The sequence below is a fragment of the Bradyrhizobium sp. CCGUVB23 genome (assembly GCF_024199885.1).
Lineage (GTDB): Bacteria > Pseudomonadota > Alphaproteobacteria > Rhizobiales > Xanthobacteraceae > Bradyrhizobium.
The window spans coordinates 676,558-699,729 of sequence record NZ_JANADQ010000001.1; the positions used below are offsets into that span (position 1 = coordinate 676,558).

23 protein-coding genes and 1 pseudogene are annotated in these 23,172 nt (G+C 59.1%); 5 read left to right on the forward strand and 19 right to left on the reverse strand.

The genetic code is table 11. The features are described from left to right. The 6 genes from NLN62_RS02910 to NLN62_RS02940 form a co-directional block, all read right to left on the reverse strand. Entirely contained in the window at positions 1 to 1,032 is a 1,032-nt protein-coding gene (locus NLN62_RS02910; protein WP_254107308.1) for an amino acid ABC transporter substrate-binding protein, read from the reverse strand. Between the two features lie 2,469 nt (positions 1,033 to 3,501). Next, positions 3,502 to 4,479 carry a peptide ABC transporter ATP-binding protein gene (locus NLN62_RS02920; protein WP_254107310.1) on the reverse strand — a complete coding sequence of 326 codons (978 nt, stop codon included), beginning with the start codon at positions 4,477 to 4,479 and terminating at the stop codon, positions 3,502 to 3,504. Further along, positions 4,476 to 5,513: an ABC transporter ATP-binding protein gene (locus tag NLN62_RS02925; RefSeq protein ID WP_027527584.1), complete on the reverse strand. Its 1,038-nt coding sequence runs from the start codon at positions 5,511 to 5,513 to the stop codon at positions 4,476 to 4,478. The genes NLN62_RS02920 and NLN62_RS02925 overlap by 4 nt, the downstream gene beginning before the upstream one ends. A 28-nt stretch (positions 5,514 to 5,541) precedes the next feature. Then, positions 5,542 to 6,447: an ABC transporter permease subunit gene (locus NLN62_RS02930; RefSeq protein WP_254107312.1), complete on the reverse strand. Its 906-nt coding sequence runs from the start codon at positions 6,445 to 6,447 to the stop codon at positions 5,542 to 5,544. Beyond that, positions 6,444 to 7,454, reverse strand: coding sequence for an ABC transporter permease subunit (locus NLN62_RS02935; RefSeq protein ID WP_027527582.1), 1,011 nt, complete (start codon positions 7,452 to 7,454; stop codon positions 6,444 to 6,446). The genes NLN62_RS02930 and NLN62_RS02935 overlap by 4 nt, the downstream gene beginning before the upstream one ends. A gap of 81 nt (positions 7,455 to 7,535) precedes the next feature. Further along, positions 7,536 to 9,137, reverse strand: coding sequence for an ABC transporter substrate-binding protein (locus NLN62_RS02940; protein ID WP_254107314.1), 1,602 nt, complete (start codon positions 9,135 to 9,137; stop codon positions 7,536 to 7,538). A gap of 141 nt (positions 9,138 to 9,278) precedes the next feature. Here NLN62_RS02940 and NLN62_RS02945 point away from each other — a divergent pair. Further along, positions 9,279 to 9,738, forward strand: a pseudogene (locus NLN62_RS02945) (DNA polymerase IV); the annotation flags it as partial. Beyond that, a complete protein-coding gene (locus tag NLN62_RS02950; RefSeq protein WP_371932901.1) occupies positions 9,704 to 10,336 on the forward strand; it encodes an exonuclease domain-containing protein in 633 nt (210 codons plus the stop codon). The pseudogene NLN62_RS02945 and the gene NLN62_RS02950, both read left to right, overlap by 35 nt. Before the next feature lie 284 nt (positions 10,337 to 10,620). Here NLN62_RS02950 and NLN62_RS53240 read toward each other — a convergent pair whose 3' ends face one another. The 4 genes from NLN62_RS53240 to NLN62_RS02965 all read right to left on the reverse strand — a co-directional run bounded on the left by NLN62_RS53240 (position 10,621) and on the right by NLN62_RS02965 (position 12,461). Next, positions 10,621 to 10,842 (reverse strand): hypothetical protein, encoded by a 222-nt coding sequence (locus tag NLN62_RS53240; RefSeq protein ID WP_371932902.1) that lies wholly within the window; start codon positions 10,840 to 10,842, stop codon positions 10,621 to 10,623. After that, positions 10,839 to 11,117 carry a hypothetical protein gene (locus NLN62_RS02955; protein ID WP_254107315.1) on the reverse strand — a complete coding sequence of 93 codons (279 nt, stop codon included), beginning with the start codon at positions 11,115 to 11,117 and terminating at the stop codon, positions 10,839 to 10,841. Before NLN62_RS02955 ends, NLN62_RS53240 begins: the two co-directional genes overlap by 4 nt. 499 nt (positions 11,118 to 11,616) lie before the next feature. Beyond that, positions 11,617 to 11,799: a hypothetical protein gene (locus NLN62_RS02960; protein WP_156944770.1), complete on the reverse strand. Its 183-nt coding sequence runs from the start codon at positions 11,797 to 11,799 to the stop codon at positions 11,617 to 11,619. Positions 11,800 to 12,125: 326 nt separating this feature from the next. Continuing rightward, positions 12,126 to 12,461: a hypothetical protein gene (locus NLN62_RS02965; protein ID WP_254107316.1), complete on the reverse strand. Its 336-nt coding sequence runs from the start codon at positions 12,459 to 12,461 to the stop codon at positions 12,126 to 12,128. Between the two features lie 204 nt (positions 12,462 to 12,665). Between NLN62_RS02965 and NLN62_RS02970 the strand changes: the two genes are divergently transcribed. Next, positions 12,666 to 13,178, forward strand: coding sequence for a hypothetical protein (locus NLN62_RS02970; protein ID WP_027527162.1), 513 nt, complete (start codon positions 12,666 to 12,668; stop codon positions 13,176 to 13,178). 710 nt (positions 13,179 to 13,888) lie between these two features. Here the strand turns inward: NLN62_RS02970 and NLN62_RS02975 are convergent. From NLN62_RS02975 to NLN62_RS03015, 9 genes are all read right to left on the reverse strand, one after another. Then, the gene (locus NLN62_RS02975) at positions 13,889 to 14,338 is read right to left on the reverse strand and encodes a hypothetical protein (protein ID WP_245288241.1); all 450 of its coding nucleotides are present in this window, start codon (positions 14,336 to 14,338) and stop codon (positions 13,889 to 13,891) included. Between the two features lie 15 nt (positions 14,339 to 14,353). Continuing rightward, a complete protein-coding gene (locus NLN62_RS02980) occupies positions 14,354 to 14,554 on the reverse strand; it encodes a hypothetical protein (RefSeq protein WP_027527161.1) in 201 nt (66 codons plus the stop codon). A 409-nt stretch (positions 14,555 to 14,963) separates the two neighbouring features. After that, the gene (locus NLN62_RS02985) at positions 14,964 to 15,248 is read right to left on the reverse strand and encodes a BMC domain-containing protein (RefSeq protein ID WP_254107317.1); all 285 of its coding nucleotides are present in this window, start codon (positions 15,246 to 15,248) and stop codon (positions 14,964 to 14,966) included. Between the two features lie 3 nt (positions 15,249 to 15,251). Then, a complete protein-coding gene (locus NLN62_RS02990) occupies positions 15,252 to 17,747 on the reverse strand; it encodes a pyruvate, phosphate dikinase (RefSeq protein ID WP_254107318.1) in 2,496 nt (831 codons plus the stop codon). Further along, a complete protein-coding gene (locus NLN62_RS02995) occupies positions 17,748 to 18,311 on the reverse strand; it encodes a hypothetical protein (protein ID WP_254107319.1) in 564 nt (187 codons plus the stop codon). 74 nt (positions 18,312 to 18,385) lie between these two features. Continuing rightward, positions 18,386 to 19,795 (reverse strand): hypothetical protein, encoded by a 1,410-nt coding sequence (locus NLN62_RS03000; protein WP_027527158.1) that lies wholly within the window; start codon positions 19,793 to 19,795, stop codon positions 18,386 to 18,388. A 36-nt stretch (positions 19,796 to 19,831) separates the two neighbouring features. Further along, complete coding sequence (locus NLN62_RS03005) at positions 19,832 to 20,248, reverse strand: PEP-utilizing enzyme (protein ID WP_027527157.1); 417 nt, start codon at positions 20,246 to 20,248, stop codon at positions 19,832 to 19,834. A gap of 41 nt (positions 20,249 to 20,289) precedes the next feature. Continuing rightward, positions 20,290 to 21,270 carry an HAD family hydrolase gene (locus tag NLN62_RS03010; protein WP_254107320.1) on the reverse strand — a complete coding sequence of 327 codons (981 nt, stop codon included), beginning with the start codon at positions 21,268 to 21,270 and terminating at the stop codon, positions 20,290 to 20,292. Continuing rightward, positions 21,267 to 22,289, reverse strand: coding sequence for a hypothetical protein (locus NLN62_RS03015; protein ID WP_027527155.1), 1,023 nt, complete (start codon positions 22,287 to 22,289; stop codon positions 21,267 to 21,269). Before NLN62_RS03015 ends, NLN62_RS03010 begins: the two co-directional genes overlap by 4 nt. Before the next feature lie 207 nt (positions 22,290 to 22,496). Here NLN62_RS03015 and NLN62_RS03020 point away from each other — a divergent pair, with 207 nt between their 5' ends. Then, positions 22,497 to 22,793: a EutN/CcmL family microcompartment protein gene (locus tag NLN62_RS03020; protein ID WP_027527154.1), complete on the forward strand. Its 297-nt coding sequence runs from the start codon at positions 22,497 to 22,499 to the stop codon at positions 22,791 to 22,793. Positions 22,794 to 22,848: 55 nt separating this feature from the next. After that, positions 22,849 to 23,145 (forward strand): BMC domain-containing protein, encoded by a 297-nt coding sequence (locus NLN62_RS03025; RefSeq protein WP_027527153.1) that lies wholly within the window; start codon positions 22,849 to 22,851, stop codon positions 23,143 to 23,145. The last annotated feature ends 27 nt before the right edge of the window (positions 23,146 to 23,172 follow it).

Here is a 23,172-nt window from a genome sequence, read left to right on the forward strand (position 1 = left end):
CTATCTAACCGGAGGCGCGTACTGGATTCCGCCCTTCGTCCAAAGTGCATTCAGCCCGCGCGGGATGCTGAGCGGGGACTGAGTCCCAACGTTTCTCTCATAAATTTCTCCGTAGTTGCCTGTCGCGCGAAGGGCGCGTACGGCCCAGTCGTTCGAAAGGCCTAGTTGCTGGCCAAATTCACCCTCAATTCCGACTAGGCGTCGGACGTTAGGATCAGAAGATTTCAACGCGTCGTCGATATTTGCCGACTTGACGCCGAGTTCCTCGGCGTTGATCAACGCATAAAGCGTCCACTTGACCAAGTTGAACCACTGGTCGTCACCCTGCCGCACGGCCGGTCCCAGCGGCTCCTTCGAAATTACTTCCGGTAGGATAACGTGGCTGTTGGGTGTCGCGAGCTTGAGCCGCTCGGCATAAAGCTGCGAAACGTCGCTGGTCAGCACGTCGCATTTGCGGTCTTCGTAAGCTTTCCGACTTTCTTCCGCAGTACCAACAGCTAGGGTTTTGAGCGACATATCGTTGGCACGGAAATAGTCCACGAGGTTGAGTTCGCTCGTTGTGCCGGTCTGCGTGCAAACCGTCTTACCGCTAAGCTGAAGGGCCGTATCGACACCGTTCTCCCGACGCACCAGAAAGCCCTGTCCGTCGTAGTAGGCGACGCCAGCGAACATCAGGCCGAGCGACGTTTCGCGCGACATCGTCCAGGTCGAATTGCGCGACAGCACGTCGATCTTGCCAGACTGCAGCGCAGGGAAGCGGGTCGCAGCGTCGAGTGGCGTGAACGTTACCTTGGCCGGGTCGCCAATGACTGAAGCTGCGATTGCCCGGCAGATATCGACATCTAGGCCAGTCCAATTGTTCTGGTCGTCTTGGCTCGAAAAGCCAAGCAATCCCTGCCCGACGCCGCAATTGAGCGTGCCGCGCTCTTGGATGGCCTTCAACGTCTGAGCGTTCCCGGGCGGGGTGTTTGTAATCAGTACGGCGATGATTGCCGCGGCGAGGACGACGGATCGGCTTGTGAATTTCAGCATTCCGGTTTTGCGATCTGGTAGGGGCGCGAGTATCTTGATGCTCGTGAAGCGGACGGATCTCTGAGGGTCATCGCTCAGTCTTTGCCGCGAACGAACGCAAGTCTTGATCTAGATCAAAGACGGCGCAAACGACGATCACTGCCCGTCCGTCGCGCGATCGGATGTCCCTGATAGGCCGAGTCCGCACCTACCTATCCCTCCCGTTATCAAACCATATCGACGAGGTTCCGGCCTCGCTACCGGGACGGAAAAAACAGCCATGACGGCTTCGGGCCACTACAGACCTTCTGCCATAACCTGAACCACGTCTCGTCTACTTCCGGAAACCGACATGGCAGCGGCGGTCTCCGTACGCGTTGGGAGCATCGCCGACGTTAACCCTGTCGGCAAATGGTCCGTACGCGGGTCGGCAGCCGCCGACAAGTTGCCTCATTGGTACGGAGATTTTTCACCGGCACTAACTTAGGTTAGAGGCGCATCATGCTGAGAATGGCGTCGTTGGGGCTCCTTATCCTGCTGGGTGTAGGAGTACTGTCAGCAATGGAGCTCAGAACTCCACCGCGTAGCGCAGTAGCGGTCGTCCAGCCCATTGCCAAGCCAGCCATAGACATTTCCGATTCCCATAGTGCGTTGGCAAAAGCTGATCGGCTTGAAGTTGCCGCTGTGAGCAGCGAGAGGCCAGCACAGGCTGCTTTGGTCGATGAACGCATCGCTCCGCCGGAAGACCTCCGTATCGGTTCCTCGGAGCCTCCGAGGCCGATCGCCCGTCGGCGACACAATCCCAAATCGAAGAAGGTCACAACCGCTGCACGACCCAAGTCGAAGCCAAAGGCAACCGTTGTCACGCGAACTGCCATTTTCCAGCGTTCAAAGGCCGCCAGCGATACCGAGCCCTGTCGACTCAACGCGTTTGGTGGCTTGCGTAAGGCTTTGAATTCAGCCGACTGCGAAATCTGATTCAGCGACTCATAAATCCTCGTTGAACGCCTTACTTCCGCGCTGGCTAAGAAGCATCTGCGTCGTCTTGATTATGTCCACGCTGCGTCTGGTTTGCCCCCGATAGCGGCATCAAAAGCGGACATCCCAGTTCGGCCTCATCCTTGCTACAGGGCCACGAGCCGTTCGATGTCGGGTTTGGGAGCGAGCTCTTTTTTTGGGCCGCTCAAGATACACAACTTCCACAAAGGAGCAGATCGGCCGGCCGGCAGGCCCTTTTATTTGGTCCAGCGCCGGCTTGAGGCCTTGCAAGGGCAAATCCTCGCGCGCCTGGACAGGCGCCGAGCGCGACGCCTGACGTCAGCCGAGATAGCTAATCGAACCGTCCAACGATAGCCATGAACGCCGGCGAACTTAGGCGGGCGAACCAACCAGACCACCATGTCCTCTAGCTCCAACGCCAGTATCGCCAGGAAAGCCCGAACGAAGGCTGAGGCGGATTTTGCCACTTGGCTCATGATGGCCAAGCTCGGTGGTTTCGATGACCTGCCGTCAAACGCCCAGAGCTTTCTGACTAGCTATCGAACCCGACTCGGGACGATGAGCGAGGCCGAGTCCACGGCGCTGGCTGTTCGCGAGGTCTACAGCGCATATTACAGCGCAATGGGAGGCGTAGGTACGGCGCCCGAACCAAAGGCTCGGACGCAAACGACAGAGGGCAAAGTCGTGGGGTCCCAGAGACCGACTAAACCTCGGCCTGGCCTATCGGCTGCGCATCACTCGACGAGGCCGATGACCCGAAAGTCCTTCCTGACGCTGCTGGTTCTCGCGAGCCTGGTGGCACTGATTGTCGTATTCAGATTGCTGGCGCAGTAGCACCACCCGCGAGAGTTCCCGGACCGCCGCTTTTGCGGGCACGAGCGGAAATGCTCTGATGAACGGAAGATTTCTGCTTAGCCACCAACAACCGACGTCTGCTCCCTTGTGAGTACCCGCCCTGGAAGGTGCAATCCTTGCGCCAGGGGTCGAAGCCGAAGGCCGAGACCGCGATGCGGGCGAGAGCCTGGCCCGCGGGCAGGCAAGCCCGTGGGAGGCGTAATCTAAGCCAGCAACTCCTGTATGTTTCGGCTCACCGCGCGGTCCCCGAGAGCGACCGCCCATTCCAGCATGGCTTGGAGGATCGTGGTTGCAACTGAGGCCGAGAAGATCGAGGCTGCTCAAGCTTGGTCCGCATCGGCTGCCCTCCCCGCCAACTCGCAACTCGAACCGGACCGCGATACAGATCCTTCTCATCTCCGCTACGCGGTGAGTTCGGCCCTCTCGCTCCACGCGTGTTGAAAAACTTGCGCGCTATGCCGCGTTGGCAGAAACGGAAATGAGAAGAGAGCCAAATCGCGTTACCAAAAGATGGTTCTCACACGCTTCTCTTCCCTAAGAATAAGTCAGGGTCGGGAGCACCTATGCGTCTAAGTATTTCACCCGACGAACCTAATACCGACCACGGTTTGGTGAGATGCCTTTGCGGACCAATCGTTAAGCCGCGTGAGCTTCCAGGAAGCGCTCGGCGTAATGGCAGGCGACGAGGCGGCCGTCGAGCGGGCGCAAGGGTGGACGCTGCGAGCGGCAGAGGTCGGTCGCATGGGGACAGCGGGTCGAGAAGACGCAGCCCTTTGGTGGATCGAGCGGCGAAGGCACCTCGCCCTTCGGCACGACACGCTGGCGTTTGCGGCCAAGGCCTGGCGTCGCGTCGAGCAAGGCCTGAGCATAGGGGTGCAGCGGCCGCGCAAAGATGCGCTCTTTCGGTCCGTGCTCGACTGCGATTCCCAGATACATGATCATCACGTCATCCGCGATGTGACGCACCACGCCGAGATCGTGCGAGATGAAAAGGTAAGCCAGCCCCAGTTCGCGCTGGAGATCGACCAGGAGGTTAATGACCTGCGCCTGCACCGACATGTCGAGCGCGGAGACCGGCTCGTCGGCAACTAGCAACTTCGGCCGCAACATCAAGGCGCGCGCGATCGCGATGCGCTGGCGCTGGCCGCCCGAGAACATGTGCGGATAGCGGCCATATTGCTCCGGCCGCAGCCCTACCCTCGCCATCATGTCGAGCGCCTGCGCCCGCCGCTCCTGCTTCGAGAGCCTGGTGTTGATGATCAGCGGCTCTTCCAGTATCGCGCCGACGCGCTTACGCGGGTTGAGCGACCCATAGGGGTTTTGAAACACGATCTGCACGGCCCGGCGCAACGTCTTTGCGGCGCTGGCCGAGGGATCGATCGCATCCACCCCATCGAGCATCAGTGTGCCGGCGCTCGGTTTCTCGATGAGCGTCACGAGCCTTGCGAGCGTCGACTTGCCGCAACCGGACTCGCCGACGATCGCCAACGTCTTGCCGGCCTCGAGCGCGAACGATACCCCGCCCACGGCCTGCAGATGCGCGCGGGGGCGGAACCAGCCCCGCTTCATCTCGTAGCTGCGCTTGAGATCGGTGGCGGTGACAAGCGCCGTCATGACACGGTCTCGCGCTTGAGGATCGATGCCCCTCCGGCTTCGGCCCGATCGGCCGCGATGCGCTCATCCCGTGTCGGATCGCCGAGCGGATAGTGACAACGGATCAGGCCGTCCATCCAGGGGCGCAGGTCGGGACGCGCCTTGTCGGCCAGCGGCGTTGCATAGGTGCAACGCGGATTGAACAGGCACCCCCGCGGCCGATCGTAAACCCCGGGCACAACGCCCGGAATGGTAGCGAGCCGTCCGCCGTCGCTCGCCTCCGGGCGCGCCGCCAGCAAAGCCGCCGTATAAGGATGCTGCGGCGAGGCGAACAGGTTTGTGGTCGGGCGCTGTTCCATGATCTGACCCGCATACATCACGGCGACGCGCTCGGTCGTGTCCGAGACCACGCCCATGTTGTGCGTGATGAGGATCAGCGCCATGCCGCGATCGCGTTGCAGGGACAGCAGAAGATCGAGGATCTGCGCCTGGATGGTGACATCGAGCGCTGTCGTCGGCTCGTCAGCGATCAGGAGCTTCGGATTGCAGGCGATCGCCATCGCGATCATGACGCGCTGGTTCATGCCGCCCGAGAGTTGGTGCGGATAGGCCGACAGCCGCTTCTCGGGAGACGGAATGCCGACTTGCTCGAGAAGTTCGACCACGCGCCGCCGCGCGGCCTTGCGATCCATCCCTTCGTGGATGTGCAATGTCTCGGCCAACTGATAGCCGATCGTAAAGGACGGATTGAGGGACGTCGTCGGCTCCTGGAAGATCATCGCGACGTCCTTGCCGGTGAGCGCGCGCCGCTCGCGATCGCTCAAAGTCAGCAGGTCCCGCCCCTCGAACCGCAGCTTGGCAGCCTCGACGCGCCCCGGGTATGGCACAAGTCCCATCAGGGCCAACATGGTGACACTCTTGCCGGATCCGGATTCTCCGACGATCCCCAGCACCTCGCCTCTTTCGAGCTTGATATCGATGCCATCCACAGCGCGCACCATCCCGCTTTGCGATGGAAACGAGACCGATAGATTTTCAATCTCGAGGAGCGGCATCAGATCGCCTTTCAACTGTCATCATGCGCTATCGCTTGAGCTTGGGATCGAGCGCATCACGCAGTCCGTCGCCGAGAAGGTTGAAGGCCAGCACAGTTACGAGGATCGCCGAGCCTGGAAGCGTGACGACCCACCAGGCCCGCAACACAAATTCGCGCGCATCCGCCAGCATGGTCCCCCATTCGGGCAAGGGCGGCTGCGCACCGAGACCGAGAAAGCCGAGCGCGGCCGCGTCCAGGATCGCCGTCGAAATGCCGAGCGTTGCCTGGACAATCAGCGGCGCGGTGCAGTTCGGCAAAATCTCCTTGAACATCAAGCGGAGCCGGCCGGCACCCGCGACTTTGGCCGCGGTGATGTAATCCTTCGAGACTTCGCTGATCACGGCGGCACGCGCGATCCGCACATAGTGCGGCAGGAGCACGATCGCGACCGCCAGCATGGCATTCATCAGGCCGGGCCCAAGGATCGCAACGATCACGATCGCGAGCAAGAGGCTTGGCAGCGTCAACGTGATGTCCATCAGCCGCATGATCGCGATCTCGATGACGCCGCGAAAAAAACCCGCCACCAGCCCAAGGATCGTCCCGGCAACCACCGAGAGCGTGACCACCGCGATTCCGATCAGAAGCGAAAGCCTTGCTCCGTGAATAAGACGGGAAAGGATATCGCGGCCGATCGCGTCGGTGCCGAGCGGATAGGCGATCGATCCACCCTGCTGCCAGAACGGAGGTTTCAGAAAGGCCGCATTGTTGGTGACGATCGGAGAATGCGGTGCAACGAAATCGGCGAACAGCGCAAGGAGGATCAGAACCACGATCACGGCGAGACCCGTCACGGCGCCGAAATTTGCCTTGAAATCGAACCAGAATTCCAACAGCGGATGCGGCGGAGCACCGGCTGCGACGTCGGGATTTTCGAAGGCGCCGGCGGTCATCTCGTGTACCGGATGCGGGGATTGATCAGCCCGTAGGTGACATCGACCAGAAGATTGACGATCATGACGATCGCGCCGATCAACAGCGTGCCGCCCTGCAACACCGGATAGTCGCGGCGGTTGATACCCTCGATCAGCCATTTGCCCACGCCGGGCCATGAGAAGATGGTCTCCGTGAGGATCGCGCCCGTAAACAGGACACCGACCTGCAGCCCGATCACCGTCACGACCGGAATCAGCGCATTGCGCAGCGCATGGATCGCGATCACCCGGAAACGCGGCAGCCCCTTGGCGCGGGCGGTGCGGATGTAATCTTCGCCCAGGACCTCCAGCATGGCGGACCGCGTCATGCGGGCGATCACGGCGAGCGGCACGGTGCCGAGAACGATCGTTGGCAGCACGAGATGTGACAAGGCCGAACGAAACGCACCGAAATCGCCGTCCAGCAGCGTATCGATCAGCAGGAATCCGGTCACTGGTTCGATGAAGTACTGCACTGCGATCCGGCCCGACACGGGAGTCCATCCGAGCTGCACCGAAAAAAGCAGGATCAACAGCAATCCCCACCAGAAAATCGGCATCGAATACCCGGTGAGCGATATCCCCATCACGCCATGATCGAAGATGGAGTTGCGGCGAACCGCGGCGATGATGCCGGCCGGCAATCCGAGGCACAATGCAAACAGGATCGCGCAAACAGACAACTCGATCGTCGCCGGGAACAGCATCCGAAATTCAGAGATCACCGGCTCATGGGTGACGATCGAGCGGCCGAGGTCGCCATGCGCCATCCGTGACAGATAGAGGCCGTACTGGACCAGCACGGGCTGATCGAAGCCGTAATCAGCGCGCAATTGCGCGAGCCGGGCCGGATCGATGCCGTGTTCGCCCGCCATGGTCTCGATGGGGTCGCCGGGTATCAAGCGGATCAGCACGAACACAAGCAACGTGATCCCGATGAAGGTCGGAACCACGAGACTCAGCCGGGTAAGAGCGAACCGGAGCATGCCGTCCTCAGTCATCTCGAAGGAAGGAGAAGGGCAAGAAATGCGGCGGAGCGGCGAAGGCCACTCCCCTGCTCTCGTCTTCTACTCCTTGACGTCGACGCCATAGAAGTTGTGGCGTCCGAACGGCGACAGTTTGAAGTCGATGACCCTCTTACTGACGGGCTTCAACTGCACTGCGTGCGCGATCGTGAACCACGGAGCCTGTTCCTTGAAGATCACCTGGGCCTGCGCATACAACTTGGCCCGCTCGGCCTGATCGCTGACGGTCTTGGCCTTGACGACCAGATCGTCGAACGGCTTGTAGCAGAACTTGGCGATATTCGAACCAGATGCCGATTGCGCCGAGTCGCAGCCCAGCAATGTGTGCAGGAAGTTGTCAGGATCGCCGTTGTCGCCGGTCCAGCCCAGCATACCCATCTGGTGCTCGCCGGCCTGCATCCGCTTGCGGTACTCGCCCCATTCAAATGACTTGATTTCGGCCTTGACGCCGATCTTGGCGAGGTCGGCCTGCATCAGCTCGGCTATGCGCCTGGCGTTCGGATTGTAGGGGCGCTGCACCGGCATGGCCCATAGATCAGTTTCGAAACCATTGGGAAATCCTGCGTCGGCAAGAAGCTTCTTGGCCGCCGCCGGATCATAGGGATCATCCTTGACGTCGTCGTTATACGACCACATCGAGGGCGGAATGGGATTTTTGGCCGCAATGCCGGTCGACAGATAGACGGCGTCGATGATCGCCTTCTTGTCGATCGCCATGCTGACGGCCTTGCGCACGCGCACGTCGTCGAAGGGCTTCTTTTGTGTCTGGAAGGCCAGATAACCGACGTTGAGGCCCGGCTGTTCCAGGATGGTGATGTTCGGGTCTTTCTTTATCGCATCGATGTCGGCCGGGTTCGGATAAGGCATCACGTCGCATTCGCCCTTCTGGAGCTTGGCCCAGCGAACGGATGCGTCCGGCGTGATCGCGTAGACGAGGTCGTCGATCTTCGCCTTTCCGCCCCAATATCCAGGGAACGCCTTGTACCGGATCACTGCGTCCTTCTGATACTGCACCAGATAAAACGGTCCGGTGCCGATCGGATCCTGGTCGATCTTCTCGGGCGTGCCGGCCTTCAGCATTGCATCCGCATATTCTTTCGACTGGATGGCCGCGAAAGGCATCGCGAGGTCGGCGAGAAATGGGGCTTCCGGCTGATTGAGCGTCACCTTGATGGTGTAATCGTCGACCTTCTCGACCGACTTCAACAATTTCGGCATCCCCATGTCACCGAAATAGGAATGGTTCGGACTCGTCACCTTGAAATACGGATTGTCCTCCTTCCATTGCCGCTCGATCGAAAATATGACGTCGTCGGCGTTGAAGTCGCGCGTCGGCTTGAACGACTTGGACGTCGAATGCCACTTCACGCCCTTGCGCAACTCGAAGGTATAGGTGGTGCCGTCCGGCGAGATCGTCCATTTTTCTGCGAGGGCCGGCACTACTTGCGTGCCGCCGCGCTCGAACTCGACGATGCGATTGTAGATCGGCTCATTGCCGTCGAACGACGTGCCGGTGGTGTTGACGCCAGGGTAGAAGTTCTCCGGGCTGCCCTCCGAGCAGAAAACCAGGGTTTTGGCAGAAGCAGCCGAAGCAAACACAAGCGCCGAAGCGCAAACGGCGGCGAGCAGAATTGATCTGTCCACTGTTGGAACTCCAGGTGAATTCTTGGGCGCGGTCGATTCAGGCACGCCAAAGACGCCGAACGAGCTTGCTATCGGGTACTGCCGCTGTCAATGCGTCCCGAGGTGGGGATAGACCCGGCAACGCGAAGATGAATGCCCCGGGGCATCTTCACGGGTCTCGACATGCGCAACCAGACGCTGGAGTTCATGAACGCAAACTTCGGCAAGTCGGGCGCCTACTACTACTGGATCTCACGCGGCGTCGACGATCGGCCTGTTCGAGCCAACGCATTCGGGAGTCGGTCGGCGCGGAGAATACGTTCTCGACCGACCTGACCGACTTCGACGCAATGGTCGCGGAGCTCGAGCCGCTGATCGACAAGGTTTGGCGACGCTGTGACTCGGCGAGCACTCGACAAGTGAAGTTCGCCGACTTCGAGATCATCACGCGCAGCCGGTCCGCCTCTTCGACTGTCACGAGCCGCCACCGTCTCGCAGATTTGGCGATCGCTCTGCTGGAGGATAACATGCTCTGCCGAAGCCGGTGCGCCTCCTGGGGGTGTCGCTGTCTTCCCTCCACGTCGGGGTTGATGCGGAGCCGCAACTGGATTTCGGGCTTTGACCCGGACTCGATTTGTGGCTTGAACAGCCGCAATGCGGCGGAAACCGTAACCCGAGGACCGCAACATCCAATGCTTGAGAACGATCTGACACTGGCCGCCATGGCGGAGGCATTGGCCAAATCCGCCGACTACCGCGTCCTTCGGCGCCTGGTTCGTCGGGAGACTTTCACTCCATCCCACAGTCGAAGCAGCAAGATAGGAATCCCGCTCGACGTGGAGACCACCGGCTTGGATCAGCAGAAGGACGAGGTCATCGAGCTTGGAATGGTCAAGTTCGACTACCTGCCCGACGGGCGCATCGCAGGTCTCAGGGATGTCTTCTCATCGTTCAACGAACCGTCCGCGCCCATCCCGCAGGAGGTGATCGCGCTCACTGGGATCACGAACGAAATGGTCGCTGGGCAGCGGATCGACGAGGCAGCCGTCTCATCGTTCGCGGACGAGGCCGTGATCGTTATTGCCCACAACGCGAGCTTTGACCGCAAATTCGCGGAGCGTTGCTGGCGATATTCCAACGGAAGGCCTGGGGCTGTTCGGCGACGGAGGTCGACTGGCGGAAACATGGCTTCGAAGGCTCTCGCCTGGCCTACCTCCTGAACGGCGCAGGTTTCTTTCACCAGGCCCACAGGGCCGTCGACGATTGCCACGCGCTGCTTGAGATTCTCGCGTTTGAGTTGCCGACGACCGGCACATCGGCACTCGCAGTCCTCCTCGAGCAGGCCCGCAAGAGGACGATGCGAGTTTGGGCCGAGCAATCGCCGTTCGATCTCAAAGACTCGCTCAAACGCCTTCGCGTCCCGTCTCCGCCACGAGGCCGAACTCGGCAAGGTGGGCTCGGAGCGCATTGATCAGCTGCGTGCGCTGGCTGTGCCTACCGTAAATCACATCCGGCCATATTGATGGTGCAGTCCGCCTAGGATCGGTCGGCATACGATATTCCCGACTCGCTCAACACCGCGAGGAACCGGGGCATCCTTGTTCAATGACAAATGAGTGCGCGTGGCGTTGTAGTAATCTTTGTACGATAGCAGAACGTGGCGCAGATGTCGTTCGCCGAAGACTACGACATGATCAATGCATTCCCTCCGGATTGAACCGATCAACCGTTCTGCGTAGGCGTTTTGCCAGGGTGAGCGGAAAGACGTCGGGCGGTCTCGAATGCCGATCGACGAACCCTGCGGACAAAGATCTCGCCATAAACTCGATCGCGGTCCCTGATTAAGTAACGAGGGATTTGCTCCCAGCCACAGGCTTCAGTGAGCTGATTGGCGAGCCATTCGGCCGTCGGGTGCGCGGTCACCCCAAACCACAGGATCTGCCGCCGGCCATGGCCTATGATCAGCAAACCATAGAGCAGTCGGAACGAGATCGTCGGCACGACGAGCGATCCAGATTTTCGGCAATTTCCTTATCAGTGGATTCAGGATCTTCGTTTTGTTCGGATGTCGGAGCCCTGATGCGCTGGATGATGAGACCGACAAACCCGAGTGCGACCAAAGCGCTGCCGGCGATGATCAGCCGGTGGGGCAAGTGCAATTCAGAGAGTTATCTGAAGCACAGGGCTCATTTCCCCTTCGCCTTTAGCCAGATCTCAACCAGCCTGCGGATGTAACCTTAATTGACCTTGTCATATTTCTGTATAACCGAAAAGCAGAGAGGAAGGGAGGTGTTGCTTCCGGCTCGGCTCTAACCCACAGCATGGCGTGACCCACGATGCAGGCTGATCAAAGATCTACCACCCGACGCCAATTCTCCAAATGGTTAGCCGCGGCTACGACCGGTGCTGATCTGAGATTGGGTTGTCTCATAGCCGAAAAGCCCGCTGCCAATTTCGCAGCGGGCTCTCGTCGCCTGTCGCGTTCGAGATTTAACGTGACTTAAAGCTGCGACTTCGGACTGTACGCCGGCTGAGGATAAACACCAGGGCCGTTACCAGGTTTATCCCCGATGGCAGCGCTGATAGCGTCACCAACCGCCTTTGTGATGTACTTGCCGAGGTCGGAGATCCCGCCACAAACCGACTCGACTTCCGTGTCAGTCAGTTCACGCATTTCATTCATTACTTGCCTCCTTGGAGCTGCATGTGAACAACATCTGGCTCAAAGCAAGCCCAGTGCCTCACTCGGGTTTGTCACCCGGATAGTGTTTTTCTATCTGTGAAACAAATCACGGTAGAGAGCGCTCCCGCATCAGAGCGATGCACCGTTTGTCACTCTCTTCGAGTTCAATATTCCATTCTTCTACGGGAAGAGCGGAGATCATTTTTTGGCCTTCAGCGCGATCTCAACCAATGTGGTCGATTCCGGCGCACACGGGGGCCGGCAGAAAAGCCAAAACGTAGGCACGATCATCCCGGCCCGCTCTTGCGGTGTCCCGCTCAGAAACCTCACCTGTGACCGGCTGAACACTGAAGAAGGCCATTCCTCTTCGGACGCTCAGCGAAGACCTGCAATCGTTGCTGGAAGGCCGACACCCGGTTTTCGTGCTTGCGATGAAAGGCATGTTCGATGCCGGGATATAGCGCCAGCATCGCGTAGGCGACGACGACCAGACCGAACAACAGTCTCGGTCGTCCTCCCGAACCAGCGCTCCTTGACCACCGGATAGAGGAACGACACGCCAAAAACACGAAATATGTGGCGAGCGCCAGCGGTGTGCTGATCTCCCAGACTGTGATGATGACGGCGATGATAAAAACGAAAGCCGCTGCCCAGACGGCCACGACTCCAGCCAGCGACAACGATGATTAAATCGGCTCCCAAGTTCCCCCTCATCGGCTCGGACGACCCAGGCGGGCAGATCGGGACGTACGTCTATGGCGCGCGCCTTGAGCCGGATGGACTGTGTCCGAGCGCACATACGCACTGGAGCGCTCAGGGCAAATATTGCCGCTAGCAGCAGAAAATATTGCCGCTAGGAGAGAGGTATGACCAATCCGACGCTATCGCTGTCTGCGCTGCTCACGGCAGCGCTTTTGCTTGCAAGCGTAGGGGCAGGCAATGCAGCGGTTCGGATTGCGGACGACCCAGGTGGGCAGATCGGGACGTACGTCGATAAGTACAGCAAACTCCGCGCTTCAGGCCAAACGGTGATGATTGATGGCCTTTGCGCTTCGGCCTGCACCATCCTCCTCTCGGCAATCCCTCACAACAAGATTTGTGTCACCTCGAACGCGACACTCGGGTTTCACGCGGCCTTTGATTTCGCTGGCAATGGCCGAATTGTCACTAATCCTGAAGCAACCCAGATACTCTATTCGGGGTATCCGTCCCAAGTACGGCGATGGATCACAAATCGCGGCGGTCTTACCCGCAGAATGATCTTCCTTCGCGGCAAACAGCTACAAGCCATGTATCGCCCTTGCTACGCCGAGCCTGCTGTCGCGGCGATGCCAGCAGGATCTCCGTTTGCTGCCGACGCTGGGATCAACGGCGACTAAAGGGCGGGCACAGTTTGGGCCACGGGCATGGTTAACGTCACGGCGACGGCTACCGCCTGATGGAGCCGCGGCAGGAAGGTGGGCTGGCGCGGCTATGGCTGCCCGCCCGGTCACTGGAAAAAAAGCTGGCGGGGAGAAATCCGATTGGGCTCGCAGGTCAGGCGGGTGCGCGCCTTTTGAGACAGCCCCGGGTTGAGAACAATCAATGACTTCCTGGTCGCACCACTGGGCTTATCCGACCGAAAGTGGGCATTCGTCGCACGATCGTAGTCATTGCACTGCCTGATATCTGAACACGCGCTATTCTGACTTTACGGGATCAACTGCGACTACAAGGCCATCGATTAGTAGGTTCAGCGCAACCACCGATACCGCCACTCGGTTCAAGTGGCGATCTGATCCCTGCGTCCCGAACGCAGTGAACATGTTCCAAGTTGTTGATTTTTCTCGCCGTGGCCTCTGTTTCCGTCCCGTTTTGTTCACGGTCATATCACCCAATTCGTTGCGATATCGTTGCGCGCCCCCGCTGCGAGAACAGCTTTGCTTCGGCACCGATGGCATTGACGAAGTGAGGCTTGTGCTAGAGCGCCTCGGCTTCCTTGCGTCGTCTTTGAGAGAGGCCCGACAGCTTCACCTGGCGAACTTTCGGTCATCACGCCTTTGACCCGGAGGCCCAGCCGTGGCCCACCTCAGAGAGATCCAAAGTTGACCTAGCATTTGGCGAAGATCCCGACGCCTGAAGAGGCGTCCCAGTTAGGAAGCATTCGCCCGTACTCGCTGCCGGGCGGCGCGCCGTCGCTCGCGGCGTTCGCGATCGCGCCGGCTCCTCTCGACCGGGAATTGCAGGGCCCCCCTGACGAACGGGACTGGCCCCGCGTAATTTCTGCGTTTACCTCGTCTGCAGCGGCAGGGCGTGCTTCCATGAGCGCCAATACAGCGCGCCCTTTATCGGTGATCCGCCACCCACCGTTCAGGCGATCGACTAGACCTTGAGAAAAGATACCTAGATCCGGCACACGCGATACTGGGCGTTTGGTACGCTCGCTCCAGTCGCTGCCGCTGGTGGCTAAAATCGCCATATCGCGCTTGAGATCGGCCATCACGGCGAAACCGCCGGGATGGCTCACCAAAATCTTCAGGACGGTGACCTGAAAATTCATCTCGGCCTCACGCGACTACCGCCACGTGGTCGGAGCCTCGGACAAAGCTGCTCGACCAGCGTGCTTAAGACCGTCTGGCGACGTCTCGCCTCTGGTAGCGGCTTCCAAAATTTTAGAGGCAACATAGGCGCGGGCGCCGGTCTCATGACGGGCGACGTTCTCGCAGACCTCGTCTAGGACCGCGCGCAATAGCGTGGTGGTCGCGGTATCGAGCATGGGTACCCCCAAAGGAAAAGCTTATCTAAAGGCAATCGGTTCGGTGTCGGATGCAAGAGTGTTAAAGATCGTCGGAAAATACTGGCAAGTTTACATTCCCAGCGGCGCTTTGCAACGGCTGGGCGCATGCGTGGCGGGAGACTATGTGGCTGCCATTAGTAGAGGCGCACTAAGGGGTGCGTCGGAGGTTCGAGCACTGGTCCTCTACATTGCTAAACCCACTCTAGAATCACCGTCTTCTTATCGTTGGGCAGTCGAATTTCAGACCTCGCGTCTTGGTAGACCGCCAGAAGCGCCGTCATTCGGCCACGCACGCTCGTGTGGCGACGTAAGATTCACGAATCTGACAGAGCCGCTGATTAAGAGTCTCAAGCGCGACGCGAACTCGAGATAGACCGGCCACACACAACTATCGAACCGCCGGTCGCTCCAGAATCTCTTCCATGCCATCGTGCGGCCTCGGAATTACATGCGCCGATACGACTTGGCCGATCTGATTTGCAGCCGCCACTCCCGCGTCGACGGCAGCTTTTACCGTTCCAACGTCACCTTGAACGATGATGGAAATGAGCCCACCACCTGGCTGCTGCTTGGTGACAAGTTTCACGTTTGCGGCCTTCACCATGGCATCGGCAGCCTGGATCGCGGCTACCAATCCCTTCGTCTCAACCAATCCAAGTGCTTGCAACGCCATGCCTTACTCCTTCTGCGAACGCCCGAGCAAAAAGCGGAGTTCATCTCGCCGCCCAATCGAAACGGAAAAACGTCGAAATCCTATTCGATGAAGCTCGACGAGAAGTTCCGGCGGGACCGCACTGCCTTCAATTCCAACAGATACGCTTTTCTCTGCCGCGGCGGCTGCCGCCGCCAGCAAATTGGTCACATAAGTTGGAAGCCGCCGAAATGGACTAGCGCGAACAAGATCATCCTTCACATATTGGTCGAGCACTTCCAGCGATTGCTGCACTTCGATAGGAAAGCCGTACATCGTGCGCACGATATCTCCGATATCTACCCAGATCGGCGTGGCCGACTCGGCTATCTGCACGACATCATCAAGGGCCATCGCATTCTGTATCATTGCCCCTGCGCCTAGCCCCATCTGTCGAGCCTCCCGCTGAAACGCAACGAATTCGGAAGAACTTGAGATGCCTCCGATGAGGGCGGTAGCGTCTCGGTATCGAGCGCTCTCTGCGGCGGCTGATATCCCGAGCAATATTGCCCGAAGATAAGTCAAAGAACCGAGAGGCAAAAAGAAGCCCGGCGGCAGTTCCTGCCAGTTCTCTATTAAGCGGCGGGCCCGATCCGAACTCACCCGCGGCAACCGAAACTGGACCGAACCACGCGGGGGTCCCGAAAAAGCGGAAGCACAAGCTTCGCACACTATCGAACGAATCTCATCCGCAATGGCTCGCGGCCCGTTCGGAAGTCCCGCCGCGGACGTCAATTCGACGAACCGGCTGACGGTGCCTTTCGCGATGATGAGGTCGGTGACGCTGACGACGCTACCCGCCGGCACAGCCGCGCTCGCTGCTTCGAGAAACTCGTCGCCGGATTTTGGCGATATCCAGACCGAGGTTTCGGACCTGCGATCTGCCCATTCCAGAATGCGCCGCAGTGAAGGCATGCCAACGCCTGCCGCCTTAAGCTTGATGGCTCCCGAAAAAACCTTTCCGCTTCCTCCGTCCATCGAGATTTTATCGCCTTCGCGGTAGGTCTTGCCGGCGATCGAGAACGTCTTGCGGCTTGCGTCGATGGCAATTGCATCGCAGCCGACAATGCAGGGCCTGTCGAGCGCTCGAGAAACGACGGCGGCGTGGCTGAGCGCTCCGCCTCGCGCGGTAATCACCCCGTTTGCGGCGAGCATTCCTCTGATATCCTGCGGACTGGTCGTCGGACGCAGGAGAATGACGGCCTCGCCGGCCAGAGCCCGATCAGCGGCTCGGTCTGCATCGAGAATCGCGGCGCCGCAGGCGTGGCCTGGCGACGATCCAAGTCCCTGCGCCACCACAAGCGCCATCGCAAGCTCATTTTCGTCGAAAGACGGCCGCGATACCTTTCTGACTTGCTCGGAAGTGATTCGCGCCAGCGCAGTCCGCTCGTCGATAAGTCCCTCCGCGACCAGGTCTTCCGCTATCTTGATGGCGGCCGCCGCCGTTCGTTTGGCTGGCCTCACTTGCAACAGATACAGCTTCCCGGATTCAACGGTGAATTCGATATCGACTGCATCCGCGTAGAGCCCTTCGAGGGTCTGACTATGCTTTTCGAAGGCCTGTCGAAGGCCAGGATCGAGCGCACTGGGGTCGGATAAATCGATCGGTGTGTGTGTCCCGGAAACGAGATCTTCGCCTTGGCGGCCGATCAGATATTCGCCGTAGAGAGTCTTGCTCCCATCATTCGGATTCCGGGTGAACGCCACGCCCGATCCCGAATTGTCATCCGCATTGCCGAAAACCATAGCCTGAATAGTGACGGCTGTTCCAAGGTCGTTGGAAATTCCGTGATGTTTTCGGTATGCCTTCGCTCGTGCGCTGTCCCAGGACCGGAACACAGCTTCAACTGCTTGTTCAAGTTGCCAGAACGGATCGGCGCTGGCGGCATCACATGCCGCTTCAATATGATCGAGGATCGATCGCTCGAGATTTTGGAAAGCGGACGCCGTGATCTCGTTCCTTGCGGTCGATTCCGCGTCCTTCACAGAATGGGCCAGATCGGATGGGTCAATCCCCAAAACGATGTCGGCGAACATACGCCAGAAGCGCAGCCATGTGTCGAGCGCAAAGTCACTCCCGCCGGGGCCGCGTGCGAGGGAGAGGGCCGATGCCGACGTTAGTCCGAGGTTGAGGATCGTATCCATCATGCCGGGCATGCTGACAGGGGCGCCCGAGCGCACCGATACGAGCAAGGGCCTATCCTGGTCCCCGAACGATCGCTGAGATTGCTTCTCCAGAGTGCCTATCGCATCGTGGATCTGCGACAACAACCGCTCCCCGATTTTTCCTCCACTAGTCTTGAATTCACGGAAACCATCGACCCCTATGACGAAGGCGGGAGGGATGGGTATTCCAGCGCGCGCCATCTTGGCGAGGCCGCTCGCCTTGCCACCGAAACGCAGCGCGTCTTCTACAACGCTATCTGTCACATCCCGAACGAAATTGTCATCCATCACGCCAGTCGCCACGCGCAGTTGCATTCAAGTATCCCTCGGACGCCCGATGACCGTGAGAATATCCTCGTGAAACTCGAACCAGATGTTGTGAACGGAATCGATCGTAGGCTTGCACACAAAGTCCTTCTCCCCCTGGTCGATCCGGGCGACGCTGCCGCCGAACCGGTCGACGTAAGTCTCATAGCGAGGAACGATCGGAGTAAGCTCCCGGAGGTTCTTGGTCAGCCGTTCGACTGTCTTGATGAGGCGCGACTGAACTCGCTCGTCTCCATCAGTTGATTGCCACTCGCTGACCTGCTTGATGAACTGCTCGTTAACGGTCTCGAAGCGCTCGTACCACGCAAGTACGAGGTCGTTGGAGCGCATCGCTTCGTAGGCGGTCCGGTAATATTCATGTACTGCGCTCGTCCCCTCGGGCAGAAGCAGGTGCCTTCCTTCGGCGGCCATCAAGAGGCCACTACCGGCCGCCGCATTGAGCACAGGCTCGACCACTGCAACATCGAGACCGACAGCGCTCGCCAATTCCGCGGCGGTAGCCATCTTCTTCAGATGGGCGCCGTTAAGCACACGAAACTCTTGTTCGCTCAAAACTGTCATCTTCCATCCAATCGACGCCCGAACCGAGCGCGACGCAGTGCCGCGCTCGGCAAGACACTTGAGTGCTATTTCCAGTAATACTTCGACCTGGTGAGGCTCACATTATCCGGGAAAGGAAGATATCCCTCGCCCGAGAAGATTTTTTGCGGCACCGTCGCCTGCGCGAAGCCGCGCTTGACGATGTCGTAATAGTAGTTCGACACGCGCTGGTCGATCTCCCAGAATTCGTAATCCTTGCAAGCCTTTTCATAGGTGCCGGCCAAGCGCAGATGCGGCAGGATCATGTCGATATAGTACACGTACATGCCGTTGGTGATAAGCGTGCGGCGCGACATGCGAGAGAACTTCGTATAGAGCTTGAAAGTTGCCTGTTGAATTCCCTCCAAGCGCTTGTCCAATTCCGAAATCTTCAGGGGATACACCTCGCCCATCGGTGTATTCCACTTCTCGCGCACAAGAACGGCACCACCGACGATGTGCTCGATGTAGTTTTTTGGACGGGTGAACGTCGTCGAGATGTCGTTTACTCGGATTTCATCCAACCCCATCTTGCTCGGATCGATCACGAGGCAGATCGTATAGCAGTGAGGCACGTTCTCGTGGTCGCACACGTCGCTCCAATCGTAAACCTCTTCATTCGTGAACAGGTCACGGATGATCATGATCTTCCCATCCGGAAGCTCATAGGGCCCCGTATCACCCAATCCGAGCCGGCAATCGTAGTGATCAAGGAACGATAGCAACTCCGCGGCGGCGTTGAACCGCACCAAAGTGTCGTGCTTGTCGCTGGCCGGCTCGAAATATTCGACCTGACCGATCAGCTTGTCGAGAATATCCTTCTCATGGATCTTGCAGCGATAGCGGTCCTGGGAGTTCAGGATATAGCCGTCCTGGCGTTTGCCCCAGAGAACGCGCTGCATGAACTTCAGGATGATATTGCTTTCCCGGACATAGTCTTGCGGCTGGATGGCTTCGAGCGCCAGAAGGCCGCAACGGCCCATGCCGAAGCCGACGGCCCCGATGCACCAGTCATGAACGCAGTTCACCTTGGTGCCGATCTCTCGCCTCGCCGACGCGCCGATGTCTACGATGCCTTGCGCTCCGACCTCGTTGGTCGTCATCTCCAAAATCTCGGGCCAGCGATAGAACTCGTGCATAAAGGCGAGGATCTCGTACTCCTGGCGAGGGATCATGCCCGAAACGCCCTCCGTGGCGCGCATCACGAGCACGTCCCAGATATTCCAAGCGAGATAGTTGTTGAGATCGTTGAGCTCGTCGACCGTGAACTGATCTCTGAGGACGTCTTCCTTGCTCACCTTTTCCAGCACCTTGCTCTTGGCGCGCTGCCGCAGAACTTTGTCGCCCAGAATGCCGTCAGGCACGGGGTCCATCCCCTTGAAATTGCCTTGATAAACCAGATCCTGAAAACGTAGACCGTTGTCAGCGGACTTGTAGCGGTCCTTGTAGGTAGACATCTGTTTCCTCCTCGGCTCGGATTTTGTTTGCGTGGATCAGCTCAGAACAGCGACGCGGCCCGTCTCTCTGTCTTCGCAGTGCAACTGCACTTTCTTGCCGTCGAGTGCTTTGATGATCGCCGCGAAATGGGCGTCGTTATTCGCGCCCGTGAGATAGCGAGATTCACTGCCGGTGAGGTAGGCCGTCATGACGCAAGGCATCTGGAATTCGCGAGAAAGGATTCCGAGATGGGACTCCGGCGCACCGGACATGGTGATCACGCCGATGGCGCCCATGCTCAGCGCCGGCGCAAGGAATGTCGTCGTTCCGCCCTGGACAAGGAGGATGTGCTCTTTCAGCTTGCCGCTCTGGATCAGAGCAATAACGGACTTCGGATCTGGAAGATACCTAACGATTCCCGATGGGGTCTTCTTGGTCTCGAAACTATTGTATCCTTCCGCGACATAGCTCATCTAAACTCCTCCCTGTCTGTTTGCTGTGGTTGGAAGATCAATCATCGTAACGCTGGCGGGTCGTTGTTTTTCAGGCGCCGAAGGCTCGCCAAGAGAAGCGTATCAAAGGTGCCGTCGCTCGCTGGAGGCGCGGCCGTCGGTGCGAAAGAGCTCTCGACGCCGCAGCTTGTGCGCTGATCGAGTGATGCGGCTGCCGCCATCCTTCGACGTCTACGCATGGCTGCGGCGTCGGCTAAGTCGTTATCTTGACAGCCGCAAGCACAGCCGGACCGACTAACCGCGGAATTCGATCCCCCTTCGGCGAAGGGCTCTACCGAGCAGCTTGTGGCAAAGCCACCCGGCAGCAGGCGCGCCACGAGTTCCTGGGGCCAAACAGCTACGAATTCCGCACCGGCCACAAGCAGTTGTTGCTCGGTATGCATGCCCCAGGCCACGCCGATGGCCCGGACGCCACACTCCACCGCGTGTTTGACGTCTCCGACCGTATCCGTAATCAGCGCAATCTGATCGGCGCGGGGGGCCTCCGGCTCATGACCTTCGCGATAAGCCGGCGAGCAATTTCTGCTGACCAGATACGACCGATCCGCCAGGAAGCGCCTCACACACGCCCGCTTGTCCTGTTCGACGTCACCACCGAAGACATGCGAGAAGCAGTGTGTAAGACCTTCGCGGTCCAGCACACGTCTGATGGTTCCCACGGAATTAGACGAGATGACGGCGAGCGAGCAGCTTCCAGCGAAGGCCCGCACGACATCAGCCATCCCCGGCACGAACTCCGGATTGTACTCGCGCTGCAACAGGTCAAGAAAATGCTTGGCGGCCGCGCCAGCTTTGCGATCATCGCCGCAGTGTTTCTGCAAACCATGAAACATGTTGTCTTCGAGCAGACGAAAGAACTCGGCCTGGCTGTTGATACCAAGCCCCAGGGCAGCGTTCGTCTTGGAAAAGATGCGCCACGACGCCTCCCTGGTCTGCACCAGCGTCCCGTCGAGGTCGAAGAGAACAGCGCGGACCGGATTCATGGCGATCCCAATGCTCCGGCGCGGATCCGCGTTTCCGGTTTCGAGTTCAACGCGGTGAGCTGTGGCATCTCGAAGAAATCTTGTACTTCTCCGTAACCGGTGAGAGTCTCGCAGGTCCAGCGTGCAAGCGCGTTGAAGGACACCATGTTGGGCCAGCACTGCCAAGGAAAGGTCGTCAGTCCCTTGCCGCGCAGCTTCCATTCTCGATCGCTGCTGTCGATGAGTACAAGCTCGACTTCGTCCGCGTAACGATCCCGCGACCTTTTTGTCGTGCCATGGGCGGCCTTCAATCCAAAAATCTTGCCCTTTTCAACGACGTAGCCGTGGGCAAGCGACAGATCACGACCGTTGGTCTTGGAATCAAAGCTGAAGATGGAATGAAAGGCCAGATCCTTCGAGAAGTGTGCGTGCAGCCAGCTCATGTTGGGAGCGCCGCGTTCAGGCCGCGGGCCCCAACTGTGATCCATGGTCGAAATGCAGTCGATCGGGAAGGTCTTCCCGCGGATCGCAACCTTCCCCAAGAAGTGGCCCGTCTGGTCGAAATGCCCGTTGTAAGCCGTGCCCCAGGCGAATTTGCCACCCTGTTCAGCCTCTTTCAGCGCCTTCGCCTTCATAGGATCCATGTCCGGATCATGGATATCGAACGGGAGCATGATCGAGCGGTACTCCACGTCGATCAGCGTCCCCTCACCGTCGTCATAACCGATGTGCCAGTCCATGTTCGGGCGATGGCACTCGATGCTCAGAGAATTCTCGAGAGTGAACCTGCTCAGGTCGCGCGGCTCGGGGATCGGCATCGATGCCCGAAGATCACAGAAGTCCGCCTCCCAGGGGGCGTTGGCGAACCCGGAGTTCATGCAGATCGTAGAACTGACGATGCCCAGGTTGGGGCGGAACAGGGCGTAAACGCCGACGTTCAACTTGGCCTCGGCATTGAAGAACCCAAAAAAATTGGTCTCCGCCCAGTTCGGGGTGCCCGAGTCCGCCTTATGAAAATGGACGTCTTCGTCTTGAATCATTCTGTTTCTCCCTAGCGGCGCTCTTGGCGGCACCCTTTGCGAGCACAGCCATCATCCGCATTTAGGATGTCCTCGCTATGGGTGCGCAAGATAAATCGGGCAGATGCTTTTTATCCGGCCGAGAGAATGACGCTCGGCACGATGGGCTCCTAGAGTTCAAGAAATGGCTTCTGTCGAACGCCTACAATCGCGTCTAGGGAGTGCGCTATGGAGATCGGGCGTGTGGTCGGTACCGTCGTTTCGACGGTTAAGTCGTCCGGCCTGAACTCTTTCAAACTGCTCGTCGTAACGCCCCTGTCAGTTGCCGAGGAACTGACAGCCGCTAATGGTCCCAGCAGCTATGTGGCCATCGATCTCGTCGGCGTCGGCGAAGGCGAAGTCGTGCTTGTGACCAAGGGAAGCGCAGCGCGGGTTTCCGACCCAACAGTCCCGACCGACGCCGCGATCGTTGCTGTCGTCGATTCCGTTCAGATCGGCACTCAAAATGCCTACTCGAAAACCTGACCGGCGGCGACGCCTGTCGAAGTCTCAATCTCAACCCAAGCAAGGAGCAATGCATATGAACACCCCGACGACGGGTCAGCCCAGAGGCGCACTTGGTCTGATCGAAACGAAAGGCCTTGTAGGCGCTATCGAAGCGGCCGACGCCATGGTGAAGGCCGCCAATGTGCGGCTCATCGGCCGCGAACAGATTGGTGGCGGCCTGGTAACCGTCATGGTCCGGGGCGACGTCGGCGCCGTGAAAGCCGCAACGGATGCGGGTGCGGCGGCGGCGGGAAAGGTCGGCGAAGTCGTCTCAGTGCATGTCATTCCCAGGCCTCACGAGGACGTCGAGGGAATTCTCGGCAAGGGTTGATCGCGATCCTTCCCTTTGATTCTTGAA

What these genes read in the sequence shown, in the direction of transcription:
- NLN62_RS03010 (WP_254107320.1), bottom strand. Translation starts at nt 21,270, where the DNA reads ATGAATCCGGTCCGCGCTGTTCTCTTCGACCTCGACGGGACGCTGGTG.
- NLN62_RS02990 (WP_254107318.1), bottom strand. Translation starts at nt 17,747, where the DNA reads ATGCAACTGCGCGTGGCGACTGGCGTGATGGATGACAATTTCGTTCGG.
- NLN62_RS03000 (WP_027527158.1), bottom strand. Translation starts at nt 19,795, where the DNA reads ATGTCTACCTACAAGGACCGCTACAAGTCCGCTGACAACGGTCTACGT.
- NLN62_RS02925 (WP_027527584.1), bottom strand. Translation starts at nt 5,513, where the DNA reads ATGCCGCTCCTCGAGATTGAAAATCTATCGGTCTCGTTTCCATCGCAA.
- NLN62_RS03005 (WP_027527157.1), bottom strand. Translation starts at nt 20,248, where the DNA reads ATGAGCTATGTCGCGGAAGGATACAATAGTTTCGAGACCAAGAAGACC.
- NLN62_RS02980 (WP_027527161.1), bottom strand. Translation starts at nt 14,554, where the DNA reads ATGCTCGATACCGCGACCACCACGCTATTGCGCGCGGTCCTAGACGAG.
- NLN62_RS02970 (WP_027527162.1), top strand. Translation starts at nt 12,666, where the DNA reads ATGACCAATCCGACGCTATCGCTGTCTGCGCTGCTCACGGCAGCGCTT.
- NLN62_RS02920 (WP_254107310.1), bottom strand. Translation starts at nt 4,479, where the DNA reads ATGACGGCGCTTGTCACCGCCACCGATCTCAAGCGCAGCTACGAGATG.
- NLN62_RS03025 (WP_027527153.1), top strand. Translation starts at nt 22,849, where the DNA reads ATGAACACCCCGACGACGGGTCAGCCCAGAGGCGCACTTGGTCTGATC.
- NLN62_RS02930 (WP_254107312.1), bottom strand. Translation starts at nt 6,447, where the DNA reads ATGACCGCCGGCGCCTTCGAAAATCCCGACGTCGCAGCCGGTGCTCCG.
- NLN62_RS03015 (WP_027527155.1), bottom strand. Translation starts at nt 22,289, where the DNA reads ATGATTCAAGACGAAGACGTCCATTTTCATAAGGCGGACTCGGGCACC.
- NLN62_RS02985 (WP_254107317.1), bottom strand. Translation starts at nt 15,248, where the DNA reads ATGGCGTTGCAAGCACTTGGATTGGTTGAGACGAAGGGATTGGTAGCC.
- NLN62_RS02960 (WP_156944770.1), bottom strand. Translation starts at nt 11,799, where the DNA reads ATGAATGAAATGCGTGAACTGACTGACACGGAAGTCGAGTCGGTTTGT.
- NLN62_RS02935 (WP_027527582.1), bottom strand. Translation starts at nt 7,454, where the DNA reads ATGCTCCGGTTCGCTCTTACCCGGCTGAGTCTCGTGGTTCCGACCTTC.
- NLN62_RS02910 (WP_254107308.1), bottom strand. Translation starts at nt 1,032, where the DNA reads ATGCTGAAATTCACAAGCCGATCCGTCGTCCTCGCCGCGGCAATCATC.
- NLN62_RS03020 (WP_027527154.1), top strand. Translation starts at nt 22,497, where the DNA reads ATGGAGATCGGGCGTGTGGTCGGTACCGTCGTTTCGACGGTTAAGTCG.
- NLN62_RS02975 (WP_245288241.1), bottom strand. Translation starts at nt 14,338, where the DNA reads ATGAATTTTCAGGTCACCGTCCTGAAGATTTTGGTGAGCCATCCCGGC.